This window comes from Cytobacillus sp. MT66, assembly GCF_058792595.1.
Window position 1 is genome coordinate 1 of sequence record NZ_JBXAFB010000017.1, and the last position, 15,418, is coordinate 15,418.

Below are 15,418 nucleotides of genomic sequence, written 5' to 3' on the forward strand. Positions count from 1 at the left end.
TAAACTAAAAGGTACATTAATTGAGTAAGCAGCAAAAAAGGATCTTCTTACTGGAAGATCCTCAGATTGTCGAGAAAGGGGTATTTTTCTCGGCAATTTCTTTTATTGAAAGTTTATTTACTATAAAAACTTCAATATGAATAGGAAAAGGAAAGATTGCCTACACTTACCCTAGCTTTGCGGGGTAAGTCCGAGATAAGTCCAAAAGCGGCACGATAGATGTAAATAAATGTAAAGAAGGCAAGAATGCCCTCTTTAAGCTGTTTTAAACTCAACCTCTAGCTTTCCGTCTAAAGGTTGAGGTGGTTCCTCTAAATCAATAATGTAATCTCCAAATCGTTTAATATGTTCCGTAAGATAAGGACTAAGTACACTTAAATCTTCCAGGTCTACGTAATATCCTTCTCGCTTTAATTGGCGTATCGCCGCAGTCAAATCCACTACATTTTGAAAAATTATTGCATTGGCTACTAGGTCACCATACTTAATAGACTTTTCCTGTTGCTCAGGATCATTGTCGGAAATAATACCATCTCCACCAAAGAATAGCCATTTGGAAAATCCATTGTAAGCCTCTACTTTGTTAGTGGTGGCAGTGATTGTCCTTCGTAAATCAATATCAGAAATGTATTGGAGTAGGAAAGCTGTGCGCACAACACGTCCCAGCTCTCTAAATGCCTGATAGAGCTTGTTTTTTTGACTGTAATTCCCCAGCTTTCTCAGCAACATAGCAGAAGAGATTTTCCCATGCTTAATGGACAAAACTACACGTAAAAGGTCCTTCCAATGTAATTCGATTAAATCCCAGTCGATCGTATCACTAAAAAGAGAATCGATGTGCTTATATTTCATGTCGGAGCTAGGACGGAAGAAAGTAAGCTTTTTGAAATTCCGAATTCTTGGCATCAGTTTGATACCAGCAGATGAGATAAACCAAATACAGGTGTAGATTGTCCTTGTGTGTCGGCATGAATTGTGTCTGGTTGCACATCTGACTCGTTTTTCAGCAAACCAGCTAGGATATAAACGGCCTCCCATACCCCGCAGGGGATGAAGTGGCTGAAAAGAGCAATGTAGTTGTCTGATACGTGGTGGTACGCAATTCCACCATAACCTCCATAGCGAATATGGTATTCGGCCAATAGGTTTTCTTCATAAATGTCATATTTGGTTCCATCGGCGGCAGCAGAGTTACCTTTTCCCCAAAGCTTAGGTAGATCAAACTCATGATGATAATGATTTATGATATCTTTCAAAGCTTGGTCAATCTTTTTTGCCGTGACATGCCTTTGATTTGTATAGGATAGGGCACTCCCGGTTTCATCCTCTCGCATATGTCGAGCTGCCTGAACAGGTCCTAAGTTGCAGCCATAGGCAAAGGTAGTCAAAATGTTTTAGTTTTGGATCAGATCCGGATGATGGTCCGAAATGACGTGTCCAATTGATCCAGTGTTCTACATTGCACAAGATATCAATTAAATTTCTTTCTGGAAGACGCTCTTTAATCAACACTTCTAATTCTTTCAATGACTTATTGTATTCGCGTTTCTTCACTTTTTTCAAAATTAGCTCACCGGATTCGTTGATGTTAACGTGCTCGTTATCAGGAAAGTCCTGGTCAATTTGTTTCGAGGACTCGATCATCCATGATTTCAATCCTTTTACAAAGTCAACCTCATTATCAGGGAAGCCTAATTCACGACAGTATTTCGGTATTAAAGGTTCACACTCTTTCCAAGGTAGCAATTGTTTTCGATAATCAGCATACGACTCGGAACCTGGAACACAAATATCGCCAGATTTTAGTTCTGTTGCAATACAAGAGAAGACACAAGCTTCTAAGTGCCGACGATGAATAAGCCAACCTTCATCCTTTTGTTTTACGCGAACCATTCTGCGCCATTGTTCAGAGGCGAACGAAAGATCTACTTCATCAGGTAGCCAATCCGTGCGCTTGCTCCTATTCTCCATCACAAATTCAAGCGCATACATTAAGGATTGATCTTGAGAGGTAGATGTAAACTGTAACAGATCAGCAAGTTTGAAAAGAATAGACCGACTATTTTTATAATGTTTCTGAACGAAAGGAAAATGGTTATTTCCTTTCGTTGAAGCCACTGCTTCACATTTTTCTAACAATGTCTGGACACTTCCATAAGAGGCTATGGTTTCTTTCACTTTTTCATGAATGAGGGAATCATTATTATCGCTAGCCATGATAAGCAAAACATCGTTGAATATTGAAACTAAATTCTCCAGTTCAGTTTGCTTCTGTTCCTTCATTTCCTTGTGATCTTCTTTACTAGAATTATATATAGTTCCAATTCGTTTTTGATACATTTCAGCCAAGTGATCCTTGGTTTTTACTTGGGCCTGATGAATCAAACAAATAAGAAGAGTGATCCTCTTCGGTTCGGAGTAATCTTTTAATTCGGCTGCATCCAGTGATTTGGCTTCAGCCGCATAATATTTAATCTTAGATGGCACAACTCCCTCCAAAAACGGCATCATATCACCGTAAGACTGAAGACATATAAAATAGTCGATATGATCCCTTAGATTTTTCAGAGTTGGCTTTTTGGGAAGAGTTTTAAACCGATTGTAGTCGCTATAATGCTGGTCAGTACTTCTTACGAGTAATTCATTTAAAGAATGTAGTTGTTCGCTGGACAGCTTACTGGATACCAGTTGGAACTGCTCTTTATTACAGCCCTTCTTATTTGCCCGGTTAACTCATCTAGGACACGAAAACTTGGTAACTCGCATCGACTTTTAACGAGTTCTTCAATAGCGATATTAATTAGATCAGGGGGATGATCTTTCACTTTGGCTGCCTCGGTTAAGATGTTTATCATGATAGGCCGTGTTTCTTTTCCGTTCGGTATGACATTAAAATACTCTCGGATCTTTTGTTGATATTTACGGGTAACTCGAGACGGTTGAATATCTAGTGGAGAATCTTGTGATAAGCTTAAGCAGTCCCGCATATGTTCTATGATCCCCTTCGGGATGGAGTTACCCTTTGGAAAGTACCCCAATTTCTGAAACGTTTTCAGCAGCACCATAGCCTTCAGCAAAAATTCTGATCCCCGTGCAAAGGAATAAACAAATTGGGTTTCCTCTATTGTTGGAGTATAGATTTGATGTAATTCTTTTTTCGTTAGGTTTCGTTTAAATCGAGGATACGCAGTTCTCTCAATCGATGCCATAACATAAACTCCCTTGATTTTTTCTAAGATATTTTGAACGTTTATTTTTGTAAATATCGATAAAGAGTGGCCCTGCTAATTCCAGTCATTTCAACAATTTCCTTCACACTGTATTGCTCGGTATGATAAAGTTTGATTGCTTTTGTAATCTCTTTTGAATTAACTTTTGGTCGCCCTCCTTGCCTACCACGTGCTCCGGCACTTTTTAATCCCTCTTTGGTCCGTTCAACAATTAAGTCACGTTCAAATTGACTAAATGCTTGGAACACTGTCATCATTAATCTTCCTTGTGGTGTTGATGTGTCGAAATTTTCTTTTAAACTGATTAATTTTACATTGTGTTCCTCAAAATAATTGACTAAATCAATTAAATCTTTCGTACTTCTACCTAAACGTGAAAAACTTTCAACTATTACAATATCACCCGGTCTTAATTTATCCTTAAGCCGGCCTAGTTCAGGGCGATCAGCCTTTGTTCCTGTCATTTTTTCAGTCAATAATCCCCACCTTTTTGTCAGGATGGGGATTGAGTTAGTATATAGTTTATTTCATTAGGTTTCTTCCTATTAACAAGTGTTTATTGGTAACCTAACTTCAACCGTAGTACCTTCATTTTCTTTACTTTTTACTTCTATTGACCCGTTATGTTCCCGAACAATTCTAAAACATATCATTAAACCTAAACCAGTACCTTTTTCTTTATTACTATAGAACGGCTCACCTAATTTCTGAACTCTCTCCTCACTTATCCCCGTTCCATTATCAATTATTTTTATCAGGATATTTTTCCCTTCGATACTGCCTTGGATTTCTACAAACCCATTTTTAGGAATTGCTTCAATGCTATTTTTAATTATATTAATGAAAACTTGTTTTATTTGGTTGGTATCACACATAATCTGAGGAAGATTTTGTTTATACTCTTGGAAAATTTCTACATTTTTCAAATTTGCTTCTGGTTTTAATAATGTCTCTACTTCTTTAAGTATCGTTCTAATATTAACCTTTTTTAATTGTATTTCTTTTGGTTTGGCAAGATTAATAAATTCCTCGAGAATGCCTTCAACTTGTTTTAACTCCTTGGATATTACTTGGAAAAATTCTTTCTTCATTATTCCTTCTTCTAAAAGTTGAATAAATCCTTTTATTGAAGTTATAGGGGTTCTAATTTCATGTGCAACACCTGCAGCAAGTTGACCCACAACTGATAATTTCTCTGATTTTGAGAGCTGCTCTTCCATTTCCCTTTTTTCAGTAATGTCTCTCCCCACTACTATAAAATGTTCTGGATCGCCATTTTCTCCAGGGACTGGTGTACATAGTCCTTCAAATAATAGAGACTTCCCATCAACGTTAACAAACCGAGCTTCCATCCTTAATGGATTCATAGTATTTATTATTTTTTCAAATTCCATTATTACACTTGGCCTGTCATCAGGATGTAGTAGATCAAACGATCTTTTACCTATATATGATTTTAATGGGTTACCCATTACTTTTCCAAGGGAAGGTGATGCATACTTTATCGTTCCATTTATATCCAATAGCATTATTATGTCCGTCATGTTTTCAGAAATCAGCCGATATTTAGCTTCGCTTTCTTGCAAAGCTTTCTCTGCTTTTTTCCTTTTCGTTATATCTATACATGAGCCTATGACTTGTACTACTTCTCCCGCTTTTTTAATAGGCCGTAAAGTTGCAAGATAATAAATCCCATTTAGCTCTTCCTCATAAGTAACAAATTCTTCTCCTTGCCATGCCATCTTATAGTAGGCAGTTTTATCGAGGGCAGTTCTATAAGGAAGAAAATCACTTAATTCTTTTCCTATCACTTGAGAAGGAGTCATTCCAAGACGGTATAATAATTCCCCGTCACATTGTGTATGAATAAATCGTTCATTAATTTTCTTATACTTAAATATCATCCCTTGCTGCAAACGAATCGTATCGCGTAACTCTCTTTGGGCTGATTCCAATAATTCTTTCAATAACAATTGTTGGTTTATATCTTTAGGGATTCCATGTTTTTCAACTATTTTTTCTATTTCAAACCGTTTTTCTTGTACTTGGGATGCTGTTAAGGGCTTACTTAAAAAATTTCCTTGTCCTTCATTACATAAATGTTGTTGTAGAAAAACTAGTTGTTCTTTTGTTTCTATTCCTTCTGCCACTACAATCAAATTCAAACTATGAGCCATTGAGATAATGGCTTTAACTATGGTTTCATCATTTGAGTTGTTTCGAAGTTCTTTAACGAAAGACCGGTCGATTTTTAATGTATCAACAGGAAAATTTTTCAAATAACTTAATGAACTGAAACCTGTACCAAAATCATCGATACTAACATGGACTCCAATCTTTTTAAGATATTGTAACATTAAAATTGTACGGTCAATATCAACTGTCATACTTTCAGTAATCTCAATTTCTAAAAAGTGTGGTTCTAATCCTGTTTTTTGAAGAATGGATTCAATGGTATCAATAATATTATTCTGATTAAATTGAATAGCTGATAAATTGACAGAAACAACTGTTGAAAAACCTTGTTCTTGCCAAGTTTTATTTTGTTTACAGGCAGCATTTAAAACCCATTCTCCAATAGGTAAAATTAATCCTGTCTCTTCAGCAATAGGTATAAATGTTTCTGGTGATACCATTCCCCATTCTGGATGGTCCCAGCGAAGTAATGCCTCAACACCCACAATTTTCCCCGTATTTAAATTGATTTTAGGTTGATAGTGAAGTAATAACTGATTATTTTCTATCGCCTTGTGGAGCTCTAACTCTAATTTTATAGCATCTACTCTTCCTTCACTCTCATCACATGCGTAGAACTTATATTTATTTCTACCCTCTTTTTTTGCCTGAAACATTGCATTCTCTGAACGTTTTATTAATAATTCTTCACTTTGCCCATCCTTAGGAAACTGGCTAACCCCAACGCTGATTGAAATTCTTATGTCAAACCCATTTACATAAAATGGACTTGAAAATGATTCAATTATTCGTTCAATCACAGATGAAATTTCATTATCATCAAGGTTTTCCAACGTTAGAAGAAATTCATCCCCATAGTAACGAGCTATGAAACCAAATTGATTTATTTTTTTCTCAATTTGTCTTGAGATTTGTTTTAATACCAAATCACCTACTCCATGACCATATGTATCATTTACATTTTTAAAATTATTAATATCTATAAATAAAACAGCAAATGAACCACCAATAGATTGTGATTGTAACTTGCGTTTTAAGTATTTATTAAAATAAAAACGGTTCGGTAATTCTGTGATAACATCGTAATTAGCTAGAAAATTAATGTTTTGAAACTCTTTCTTTTTTTCTGTAATATCTCTAAAAAGTACAGACAAGCCTTCCTTAGAAGGAAAAGCCCTTATTTCATACCATCTATTATTAAAAAGTTCTTCAAACTCTACAGGAACTTGTTCGGACAAAGCCCTTTTATATCGTAATACAAATTTATGCAAGTCACTGTGTGGCAATACATCATAAATATATTGCCCAATCGCATATTCTTTTTTAATTTGTAAAAGTTTTTCTGTAACATTATTTATATATTCAAATTTTAATTCATTATTTAACGAATAAAATGCATCGGATACTCGCTCTAGAATATCCTTAGTATTGGATATCGCACTCAATGGTGATCTCCTTTCGTTAGGACCTAAAAAAGGAACTAATTTATTCACTAATATATTATATAGTTATTTCCATTTCGACTGCGAATTTAATATAATACATCGATGTTCTTAAAACACCTTGAGCTTTCTTCCATTATTAATTCCTTTTTTGAAGAGTGTACCTAGCATCATGGCATTTTTCACTCTACTCCTAAATTTTCTGCATAAATGGCAGTGCCTGGCACCTTCTAATAACCAATAAATGTTAAAATAGTTGAGAGTGAAAGTTTCCCGCATGACTGGAATATGTATAGAAGTTATAAAGTTTAAAACAGTGGTATTTTTGGGGGGAAATTCAATGTTGTTTAAATATTATGTCTTGCTGCTTTTAACTTCTTTATTTTGGGGAGGAAATTTTGTTGCTAGTAAATTCCTTGTCGATCATGCTTCACCGATCACTCTGACGACACTGAGGTGGGTTCTTGCGGTCGTCTGCCTTGTACCGCTTGTATGGTGGAAAGAAAAAAAGATTCTGCCTCCTCGTAATGCTTTTCTTCCTTTATTTTTAATGGGACTAACTGGTGTTGTTCTGTTTAACCTTTTACTTTTTATGGCATTAGAGCAGACAACTGCGACAAATGTTGGATTAATATCTACGCTAAATATGATTTCCATTGCTGTTTTTTCCCTTATTTTCTTGAAAGAGAAAATTAACTTTTTACAATTTGGTGCCATGATTTTTTCCCTATTTGGCGTCATTCTTGTGCTATCAAAAGGGAAAATAGACTACTTGCTATCATTGAATTTTAATACAGGAGATTTATGGATGTTAGCAGCTGTATGTGTATGGGGCATATATACGATTATCACTAAATGGGCCATGTCCAAAACCTCAGCATTAATGTCTACTTTGTACTCTGCTATTTTTGGATTGATTGTTCTCCTGCCTTTGAGCGCACCTCAGTTTATTATTTCAAATATAAATTCTTCATTCTTAGGTGCTATGCTTTATACAGGCGTGATCTCTACGGTAGTATGTATGATCCTTTGGAATATTTGTGTTCAAAAAGTTGGTTCAACGACTTCGGGAGTTTTTCTAAATTTTAATCCGATATTTACAGCCATTTTAGGTTTTCTATTTTTAGGTGAAAAGATGACTTGGATGCAAGGAATCGGTAGTGCCATCGTGATAACAGGCTGTTATTTATTCTCATACTTTGCAACAAAAAAAATGAAAATACGCTTGTTGACAAAGGTAACACATCATGAAAAACATTAATGCACATTTTATGAGCTTGTTATCTTGGAAGTCAAACACGATTTCATTCTTATTAAGCATAGGTGCGCTTTTCTGAAAAATGAAAAGCGTCTTTCTTCATGAAAAGGGCAATATTCTTTCCCACGGGTAAGCCGGTTAAATCACACTCATTTGATAGGTATGGAACTAAATAAATTGTCGATAATTTTCGTTGTTCATTAATGAGTGTGCAGAATATCTTTATTAAGAACGTAAACATTATTCTCAACATGATTAGGAGGAATTGAAAGTATGAAGAAAATTTCTGCAGGCTTGTTATTGGTTTTATCCCTAATATTTGTTTTTTCTTCTGTTAGTGCTTCCACACCTTCACCAAAAGTAGAAATCAACGGGGTGAAAGTTTATTCACCTTATAATTATCTGAAAAAAGATGACGTTTTTGTAGATGTAGAAGCATTTTTTGGGATATTAAACCAAGCTTATACAATCAATACTACCGACAAAACAGTTACATTTGAAAATCAAACAATTAAAATTAAAAACTATAAAGAAGGCTATGTTGCTTCCTTTGATGATTTAGCTAAGTCAGTCAATGATGCTGGTTATACAACTAGGCTTACTAATAATGAAGATCATTCTGTTTACTTATTAGTCTTACCAAAGGGTGTTATCCCACTTACTCCAAGTGTACCAAAAATGGGTGAGCACTGGGCAGTCCCAGAAACTATGCCATTAGGGCCAATTTACGGGGTTGAAAAAGGGAAGCTTGTGTTCATTGAGCAAATGCCAGCACAGGAAGTATTTATTAAAGGTGAAAATATAGTCAATTTAGACGGCATGAAAGGCCTGCCGTCACCATCCATTAATCACAGTAATATTGAATTTCAAGAACACGGCCATGAAGGATTTGAAGTTCCACACTATGATATCCATCATTATTTCATAACACCAGAAGAACGTGACGCTATCACAGGTGATATCCCACATTAATTAATAGTAATAAAATCCTGGGAGATTTCTTAAAACTTTAAAAGAATATTTTGTCCATATTTGAACTGAACCCTATAAACCGTTTAATAAAAAGGAACTTTGTGTTCTCAGAAGCTATGAGATGACTTTGGTATTGATCCGGAGTCATCTTTTTTTAAGTTCCACTGTTTCCGTTTCATATTGTAGTAGTCTATATACAGTGGGGGAAATAGCAGACCATATTCATGTTATTTGGGAAGAAAAATTCGACAACTTGGATCGTTATTTGGAGAATCTGTAAAAGAGAGAAAATAAAGAGAATGAAAACTAAAATTATTGGAGGAATCACAATGTCAACTCAAATCAAAATCACTCATACTTTCAATGCTCCGCGTGAACTTGTGTTTAAGGCATTAACTAAATCGGAACACCTAATGAATTGGTGGGGGCCAAAAGGATGGACATTCGAGGTTGCTAAATCAGATTTCCGTCCGGGCGGTGTCTTTCACTACAGCCAGAGACCTGCTGACGGCAATGTAATGTAGGTTAAATTTTTATACAGTGAAATTATTGCACCAGAGAAAATTGTTTACACCAGTTTCTTTTCTGTGAAAAAGGTAACACTGTACGTGCACCGTTTGACGAAAATTGGCCTATGGAAACCCTGAATACCATTACGTTAACCGAGGACGAAGATATAACAACTCTTATAATGATTGTGGCTCCCATATCTCCGACTGAGCAAGAGATCAAAACCTTCGAGGATTCAAAAGAGATGGCTCAGGAAGGTTATTCCGGAACCTTTTATCAATTAGATGAATACCTAACAAAGAAATAAGCCGTTTAAAATAGCCACAGCAAAAGCACCCACCAACGGTGTTTTTTATTATTTATGACCACCCCCTTCTTTAGCTTAACATTAATTAGTTTCAAAAATTTCATCGTTCATAAAATAAGTTACTCTGCAATCTGGCCCTTTTCATGAAGAAAGACGCTTTTCTTATTTTAGAAACGCGCCCTTTTCTTTAAATATTTTTATAAAGGAACTATGATTTGTACTAAATTGCTCATGTCCTATTTGAAGAGGGGGAAACATTTCCTCAATAATTACAGTGAAGACGATTGTAATATGTTATCGCTCGGTTTTTTTCTCAACTTTTTAATAAGTTTTTCAATAATTGAACGGTTGTATCTATTTCACTTTTCGTTGTATATCTTCCCAAACTAAAACGAACAGCCCCCATACCAATGCTTTCTTTCACTCCCATTGCTTTTAACACTAGTGATAAGTTAACTTCGCCAGAATGACATGCAGATCCAGTAGATGCTGCAATTTGTGGAATTGAATCCAATATATCTTGCCCCACTTTATTCTCAAAGTTAATGTTTAGTGTATTCGGAAGACGGTGTTCAGGATGCCCATTCAAAGAAATATCTACATTGGATAGTTGCTTCAGCTCATTCCAAAAATAATTTCGAAGCTCTTCAACATGTGTATTTGCATCTAGAGTTTGTTTCGCTACTTCACAGGCTTCACCTAATCCAACAGCTAACAATACATTTTCGGTGCCAGCTCTTCTGCCACTTTCATGACCTGCTCCATGTATCAGTGGCTCAATTTCGATTCCTTCTCTAATAAATAGTGCGCCTATTCCTTTTGGTGCATATACTTTATGACCTGCTAAACTTAGAAAATCAACATCCAGTTTTTCAACGTCAACCGGCACCTTTCCTATTGATTGAGAAGCATCCGTATGAAAAAGAACATGATGTTTTTTCGCTATCTCACTAATCTCTTCAATAGGTTGAATTGAGCCAACTTCATTGTTGGCATGCATGACAGAAATTAATATTGTTTTATCTGTAATTGCTTCCTCTATATCACGAGGATTTACTCTCCCAAATTGATCTACTTCGATATATGTGACTTTAGCGCCTTGTTTTTCGAGATATTCACACGGTTTTAAAATAGAGGGATGTTCAATTTTAGTTGTGATTATATGATTTCCTTTATCTCTAAATCGTTGGAACACTCCTTTTAATACATGATTGTTTGATTCACTTGCGCCACTTGTTAATATGATTTCACTTGGTTTGCAATTTAACAGTGTTGCCACTTGATTTCTAGCATACTCTACAGCTTGCTTTGCACCTGCTCCTGCAAAATGAAGAGCCGATGGGTTTCCATAGTGATTTTCTAAAAAAGGAAGCATAGCTTTTCGTGCTTGGTCTGCAATTGGTGTGCTTGCATTGTAATCTAAATATATTTGATTCATTTTCAAAAACACCTCCATACACTTGTGTCGAAATTCATCATTACTATAATGTTATGAACACAGCAATCTTAACTGTCTAGCGAGATTCTAAGTCTTCAATGATGCTCTTTTTTCACAACAGGAAAAGGTGACTTCTATTCAATATCATCTTCCCAACCCAACATCCCATCAACTCATTCGTTGCACTATAACCTTTTTACATTAGCAGCTGAAAGATCTTTCATTCAGTCAGCCTGGCGTTTCAAGACAAATAGAAGCATTAGAAAAATATTATGAATTACCTTTGTTTTATCGTACTAAGAAAAAAGTGGAGCAAACTGATGCAGGAAGACAACTTCTTCAATATGCCATTTATATGTCTGTATAGGTTTTTTTAATGTTTCTAGTGTGAAACAGTACCGTTACTTTAGTACATAATTTCATTATCTCATTAATCTTAAAGGAGTTGCCCCATCATATGGCCCTTTTTATGAGGAAGAAGCTTTTCTTCTTTTTAGAAACGCGCCCGATTGTTAAATTGTCTTCCTTCATGGTTATCTTCTTCACCAAAACCAGTTGCTCTTATCAAGTCTCTTCCCTTCCAAACTAAGGAAGAAGCGACACGTGTGTTAATAAAAAAAGTGGGCGTTAATCGTTTACTTGATATTCAGGAACATGTGCAAAACGGTTCAATTAGTGAGGATGAAGTATTATCCGAAATTGAAGGTAAACTGTATGAAGATGAAATTTCTGCTTTAAAATATGTTTTATATAAGGAAATAAATAAATCTAGCTTGAAAAGCTACCCATAGGCACTTACATGTTTAATGGTACCGTGCAGGCGATAACATTTGAAGGTGCTCACGATCCTCCTAAAGATTTAATCTATTTTCTTTAACTTCGCATCAGATTACATCATTATTCTATATTCCATTCATATTGAATATCAGGTAAATTTTCTTCATTTTCACTGCCTCTTCCAATTATTTTAAATCCATTTTTTTCATAAAATCGTTGTGCATTTTTATTTACTTCAAACGTGTACAACGTTAATTTTCCGCTTGATTGTGCCTTTACCTTATTTAATAATATTTGACCTATACCAATTCCTTGATAATCTATGTGGACATATAGTTGATTTATTTCCGTTTCGTTATAGGCAATCATTCCAACTATTTTTTCTTCAATTAACGCTAAATCTACTTGAAACTGACCAGGTAATATGTGGTTTAAAAAATAAATGTGATCTTTTAAGCTATGACTTTCTTTCTGACCAATTGCTCTTTCTTTACTATCTCGCCACATTTTCACTGTTGGTTCAGCATACTTAGGATCATACTGGACAAGTATGATTTTGTGTTGGTTCCTACTATACCTCCTCAAATTTTGTTTACCCCCTTTTTGTTATGTTCTTTTTTATGAAAATGCATATATTTATATTCCCTCTTTAATCATTGAATTCATCGCGATAGTGTTCCTTAAACCATTGAAAACGATTTACTATCCCCTTTTCTGTATGTAGTGATTCTATTGGACCAACTGATAAAATATGAGGCAATACAATGATTTCTTCTGTTTTTGCGTATGAAGTATTGCGAAATGCAGCTTTTAAGCTATCTGCGGGCGAATCTCCAAATACAATATGTACCGTTTGTCGAAGTTCTATTTTTTCTTCATTACCTGAAACTTGAATCAATGATTTCTTCATTGAATGAAGGATTTTTTTCAGCACTAGATGTTTTGACAAACCTTTTTGAACATAATTAAATTCTCCTTTTCACATATTAAATACCAAGGAGATGATGACATTGTCAATTTTCAATCATAATAAAAATAAACAAAGTGACCAGACAAATAACGGTCAAGCAAGTAGAATGTCAAATGCTTTTGCTTCATTGAAATCACAGCCAAAGAGCCAAGAAGAGATTGCCAAAGAGTTCCTTCCTACAAACAGTCAGGCAAGCAGAATGTCAAATGCCTTTGCTTCAGTGAAATCACTATCGAAAAGCCAAGAAGAAATTGCCGAAGAATTTGCTCCTTCTAAAGGCCAAACATTTAAGCATGATAATGATGCAAATTTGGAAAATCAGAAACATAAGTAAGAATCATTTATTTTTAAATTATGAAAGAGCCTGTGAAATTTTCCTTTCACAGGCTCTTTCATTTCAGTGGAGAGTTTCATCTCACCTAACAAAGAAAACTTATGTTTATTCAAATACGGCTACTAAACGGCCTTTTACTTCATGATTTTTCAGTTTTTCTAAGCCTTTGTCGATCTCTTCAAATGGGATTGTTATTAGAGTTGGACTCATTTTTCCAGTAGCGAAGCAATCATATACACCTTTTAAGTCTTCCACTGTTCCACCGTTACTTCCTAAAAGCTTAATTTCTTTTGTAATCATTAAATAAGTATTGATATTGGATTCTAATTTACCCATACCAACAATGACAACAGTTCCTCGTGGTCTTACAGCTTCCAGTGCATCAGCAGTTGTTTGTCCAAAACCAGCAAAGTCAACAATAACGTCACATTCCGCTTCTTTCATATCTTGAATAGTATCGAAAACTTTATTAGCCCCTAGTTCTTCAGCAAGTTTTCGAGCTTCTGGAGAAACATCCGTAGCGTACACTTCGCAACCTTTAATTAGTGCCATTTGCAGAGCAAATTGACCAAGACCACCGATTCCGATGATGCCTAATTTTGTACCTTCTTTTGCTTGTCCAATACTGAAAATAGCACGATAAGCTGTGATTCCTGCATCAGTTGAAGCCGCACCTTCTACAAAGGAAACGCCTTCAGGAATGATTACGCATTGATCTGCAGGAACACGCACTTTTTCTGCATAACCGCCGTCATAAGTGTACCCAGCAGTTACTTTTGTTTCTCTATTCATTGGGTTAGCCCCAACACGATCTCCAACTTTAATATTTTCTACACCTTCACCCACTTCGATAACAACCCCAGCAAACTCATGCCCCATAATAACAGGACCATTTGGGAAAAGTGGCATCCAGCCTGGATCCTGTAATGCTGCAACGTCCGAATGGCAAAGACCAGCAGCTTTCACATCAATCACAACGTGATTTGCAATCGATTTTGGATCTTCTTTTTCAATCAATTCTAGTGGTTTGTTTGTACCTGAAAATAGCCATCCTTTCATACAATCGCCTCCAAATTGTTTTACTTCTTTATTACACAATAGTATTACCTAATTTATCTTTAATTCGAGATACGTTATTAATAAAATTTCTTTTCATCTTACTATTTGTCAACAAACTAAACTTTATGTTGTTAATAATAGAACAACAAAGTTACTCTTACCTGATTTATCATTTACAAAGATGTAGGGATTATACGGCTTATTATCGTTTAAGACTTCAACACTGAACGGCTATCTCCTAACTGTTCTTTCAGGGATTGAATTATTTTCATATATTGCATCAGCTTACTTCTATACAATATGTTTAATTTTTCTTTGAATTCTTTCCCCATAAATGCTCTACAGCTAAAGAAAGCACAATTCTTTCTCAAGAATTGCGCCCATTATTTATTAAATGTGTAATACAAAGACCCATCAATATTTCAAAGTTGCCGACCAGAATAACAGGTAAAGTGGGGCAATCATACAAATGGCTAATAGAACAATAGCAATAGACAAAGGCAAAGTTATCCCCATTCCGATAGCACTCCTAAGAAATGCTTCATTAGCAAATAAAAAGGAAATAGAGCCAAGGGATTGAATTAGTAACATGACTTTTTCAGCTTTTAAAAATTGTATTTCTCTATTTCTCTCTGTTAAATTAACATAATTCAACTTTTCTGGTTTTCTTACTAATAGTTGAAGGAGAAGCCAGAATAAAATACTGATAATGGGCATTATAAGTAAAAAATATTTGGAGCCCCAATTATCAGGCTGGTCATTACTAAAATGAATAGCAATTTGATTTGGAATATCTGACCAAAGATAAAATAAATTAAACCCGTGATATAAAAAAATGGAGATTGAGATTATTGTGAGAGTTAATTTAAAGGGTTTATTTTTCATTTTTATCTTTCCCCCCCCAACTTCTAAACTTCGAGTTTCT

At 35.1% G+C, this 15,418-nt stretch carries 14 protein-coding genes and 1 pseudogene; 7 read left to right on the forward strand and 8 right to left on the reverse strand.

Annotation, left to right across the window (positions count from 1 at the left end; translation table 11 throughout):
- Positions 1 to 255: 255 nt before the first annotated feature.
- The 3 genes and pseudogenes from AC1Q59_RS21410 to AC1Q59_RS21420 all read right to left on the reverse strand — a co-directional run bounded on the left by AC1Q59_RS21410 (position 256) and on the right by AC1Q59_RS21420 (position 6,871).
- Positions 256 to 3,209: pseudogene (locus tag AC1Q59_RS21410) on the reverse strand (Tn3 family transposase).
- Positions 3,210 to 3,250: 41 nt separating this feature from the next.
- A complete protein-coding gene (locus AC1Q59_RS21415; protein WP_492367899.1) occupies positions 3,251 to 3,706 on the reverse strand; it encodes a recombinase family protein in 456 nt (151 codons plus the stop codon).
- A gap of 69 nt (positions 3,707 to 3,775) precedes the next feature.
- Entirely contained in the window at positions 3,776 to 6,871 is a 3,096-nt protein-coding gene (locus AC1Q59_RS21420; protein WP_492367900.1) for an EAL domain-containing protein, read from the reverse strand.
- Between the two features lie 337 nt (positions 6,872 to 7,208).
- Between AC1Q59_RS21420 and AC1Q59_RS21425 the strand changes: the two genes are divergently transcribed.
- The 4 genes from AC1Q59_RS21425 to AC1Q59_RS21440 all read left to right on the forward strand — a co-directional run bounded on the left by AC1Q59_RS21425 (position 7,209) and on the right by AC1Q59_RS21440 (position 9,915).
- Complete coding sequence (locus AC1Q59_RS21425) at positions 7,209 to 8,129, forward strand: DMT family transporter (RefSeq protein WP_492367954.1); 921 nt, start codon at positions 7,209 to 7,211, stop codon at positions 8,127 to 8,129.
- A 270-nt stretch (positions 8,130 to 8,399) separates the two neighbouring features.
- Positions 8,400 to 9,098: a hypothetical protein gene (locus tag AC1Q59_RS21430; RefSeq protein WP_492367901.1), complete on the forward strand. Its 699-nt coding sequence runs from the start codon at positions 8,400 to 8,402 to the stop codon at positions 9,096 to 9,098.
- A gap of 329 nt (positions 9,099 to 9,427) precedes the next feature.
- Entirely contained in the window at positions 9,428 to 9,622 is a 195-nt protein-coding gene (locus tag AC1Q59_RS21435) for an SRPBCC domain-containing protein (RefSeq protein ID WP_492367902.1), read from the forward strand.
- Between the two features lie 110 nt (positions 9,623 to 9,732).
- Positions 9,733 to 9,915 (forward strand): SRPBCC family protein, encoded by a 183-nt coding sequence (locus tag AC1Q59_RS21440; RefSeq protein ID WP_492367903.1) that lies wholly within the window; start codon positions 9,733 to 9,735, stop codon positions 9,913 to 9,915.
- A gap of 313 nt (positions 9,916 to 10,228) precedes the next feature.
- On the opposite strand, the gene AC1Q59_RS21445 is transcribed toward AC1Q59_RS21440, so the two are convergent.
- Positions 10,229 to 11,353: a cysteine desulfurase family protein gene (locus tag AC1Q59_RS21445; protein ID WP_492367955.1), complete on the reverse strand. Its 1,125-nt coding sequence runs from the start codon at positions 11,351 to 11,353 to the stop codon at positions 10,229 to 10,231.
- 208 nt (positions 11,354 to 11,561) lie between these two features.
- Here AC1Q59_RS21445 and AC1Q59_RS21450 point away from each other — a divergent pair, with 208 nt between their 5' ends.
- Positions 11,562 to 11,720, forward strand: coding sequence for a LysR family transcriptional regulator (locus AC1Q59_RS21450; RefSeq protein ID WP_492367956.1), 159 nt, complete (start codon positions 11,562 to 11,564; stop codon positions 11,718 to 11,720).
- Between the two features lie 238 nt (positions 11,721 to 11,958).
- Positions 11,959 to 12,144 carry a hypothetical protein gene (locus tag AC1Q59_RS21455; RefSeq protein WP_492367904.1) on the forward strand — a complete coding sequence of 62 codons (186 nt, stop codon included), beginning with the start codon at positions 11,959 to 11,961 and terminating at the stop codon, positions 12,142 to 12,144.
- A 106-nt stretch (positions 12,145 to 12,250) separates the two neighbouring features.
- Here the strand turns inward: AC1Q59_RS21455 and AC1Q59_RS21460 are convergent, their stop codons facing one another.
- A complete protein-coding gene (locus AC1Q59_RS21460; RefSeq protein WP_492367957.1) occupies positions 12,251 to 12,637 on the reverse strand; it encodes a GNAT family N-acetyltransferase in 387 nt (128 codons plus the stop codon).
- A gap of 142 nt (positions 12,638 to 12,779) precedes the next feature.
- The gene (locus AC1Q59_RS21465) at positions 12,780 to 13,079 is read right to left on the reverse strand and encodes a DUF1835 domain-containing protein (protein ID WP_492367905.1); all 300 of its coding nucleotides are present in this window, start codon (positions 13,077 to 13,079) and stop codon (positions 12,780 to 12,782) included.
- A gap of 61 nt (positions 13,080 to 13,140) precedes the next feature.
- On the opposite strand from AC1Q59_RS21465, the gene AC1Q59_RS21470 reads away from it, so the two are divergent.
- A complete protein-coding gene (locus tag AC1Q59_RS21470; RefSeq protein WP_492367906.1) occupies positions 13,141 to 13,434 on the forward strand; it encodes a hypothetical protein in 294 nt (97 codons plus the stop codon).
- A 105-nt stretch (positions 13,435 to 13,539) separates the two neighbouring features.
- Here the strand turns inward: AC1Q59_RS21470 and AC1Q59_RS21475 are convergent, their stop codons facing one another.
- Together AC1Q59_RS21475 and AC1Q59_RS21480 are read right to left on the reverse strand one after the other, a co-directional pair.
- Complete coding sequence (locus AC1Q59_RS21475) at positions 13,540 to 14,493, reverse strand: zinc-binding dehydrogenase (RefSeq protein WP_492367907.1); 954 nt, start codon at positions 14,491 to 14,493, stop codon at positions 13,540 to 13,542.
- 414 nt (positions 14,494 to 14,907) lie between these two features.
- Positions 14,908 to 15,378: a DUF1648 domain-containing protein gene (locus AC1Q59_RS21480; RefSeq protein ID WP_492367908.1), complete on the reverse strand. Its 471-nt coding sequence runs from the start codon at positions 15,376 to 15,378 to the stop codon at positions 14,908 to 14,910.
- Positions 15,379 to 15,418 lie beyond the last annotated feature (40 nt).

Excerpts from the sequence above, each read along its gene's own strand:
- AC1Q59_RS21460 (WP_492367957.1), bottom strand. The coding sequence starts at position 12,637 with ATGTGGCGAGATAGTAAAGAAAGAGCAATTGGTCAGAAAGAAAGTCAT.
- AC1Q59_RS21445 (WP_492367955.1), bottom strand. The coding sequence starts at position 11,353 with ATGAATCAAATATATTTAGATTACAATGCAAGCACACCAATTGCAGAC.
- AC1Q59_RS21425 (WP_492367954.1), top strand. The coding sequence starts at position 7,209 with ATGTTGTTTAAATATTATGTCTTGCTGCTTTTAACTTCTTTATTTTGG.
- AC1Q59_RS21475 (WP_492367907.1), bottom strand. The coding sequence starts at position 14,493 with ATGAAAGGATGGCTATTTTCAGGTACAAACAAACCACTAGAATTGATT.
- AC1Q59_RS21435 (WP_492367902.1), top strand. The coding sequence starts at position 9,428 with ATGTCAACTCAAATCAAAATCACTCATACTTTCAATGCTCCGCGTGAA.
- AC1Q59_RS21430 (WP_492367901.1), top strand. The coding sequence starts at position 8,400 with ATGAAGAAAATTTCTGCAGGCTTGTTATTGGTTTTATCCCTAATATTT.
- AC1Q59_RS21440 (WP_492367903.1), top strand. The coding sequence starts at position 9,733 with ATGGAAACCCTGAATACCATTACGTTAACCGAGGACGAAGATATAACA.
- AC1Q59_RS21480 (WP_492367908.1), bottom strand. The coding sequence starts at position 15,378 with ATGAAAAATAAACCCTTTAAATTAACTCTCACAATAATCTCAATCTCC.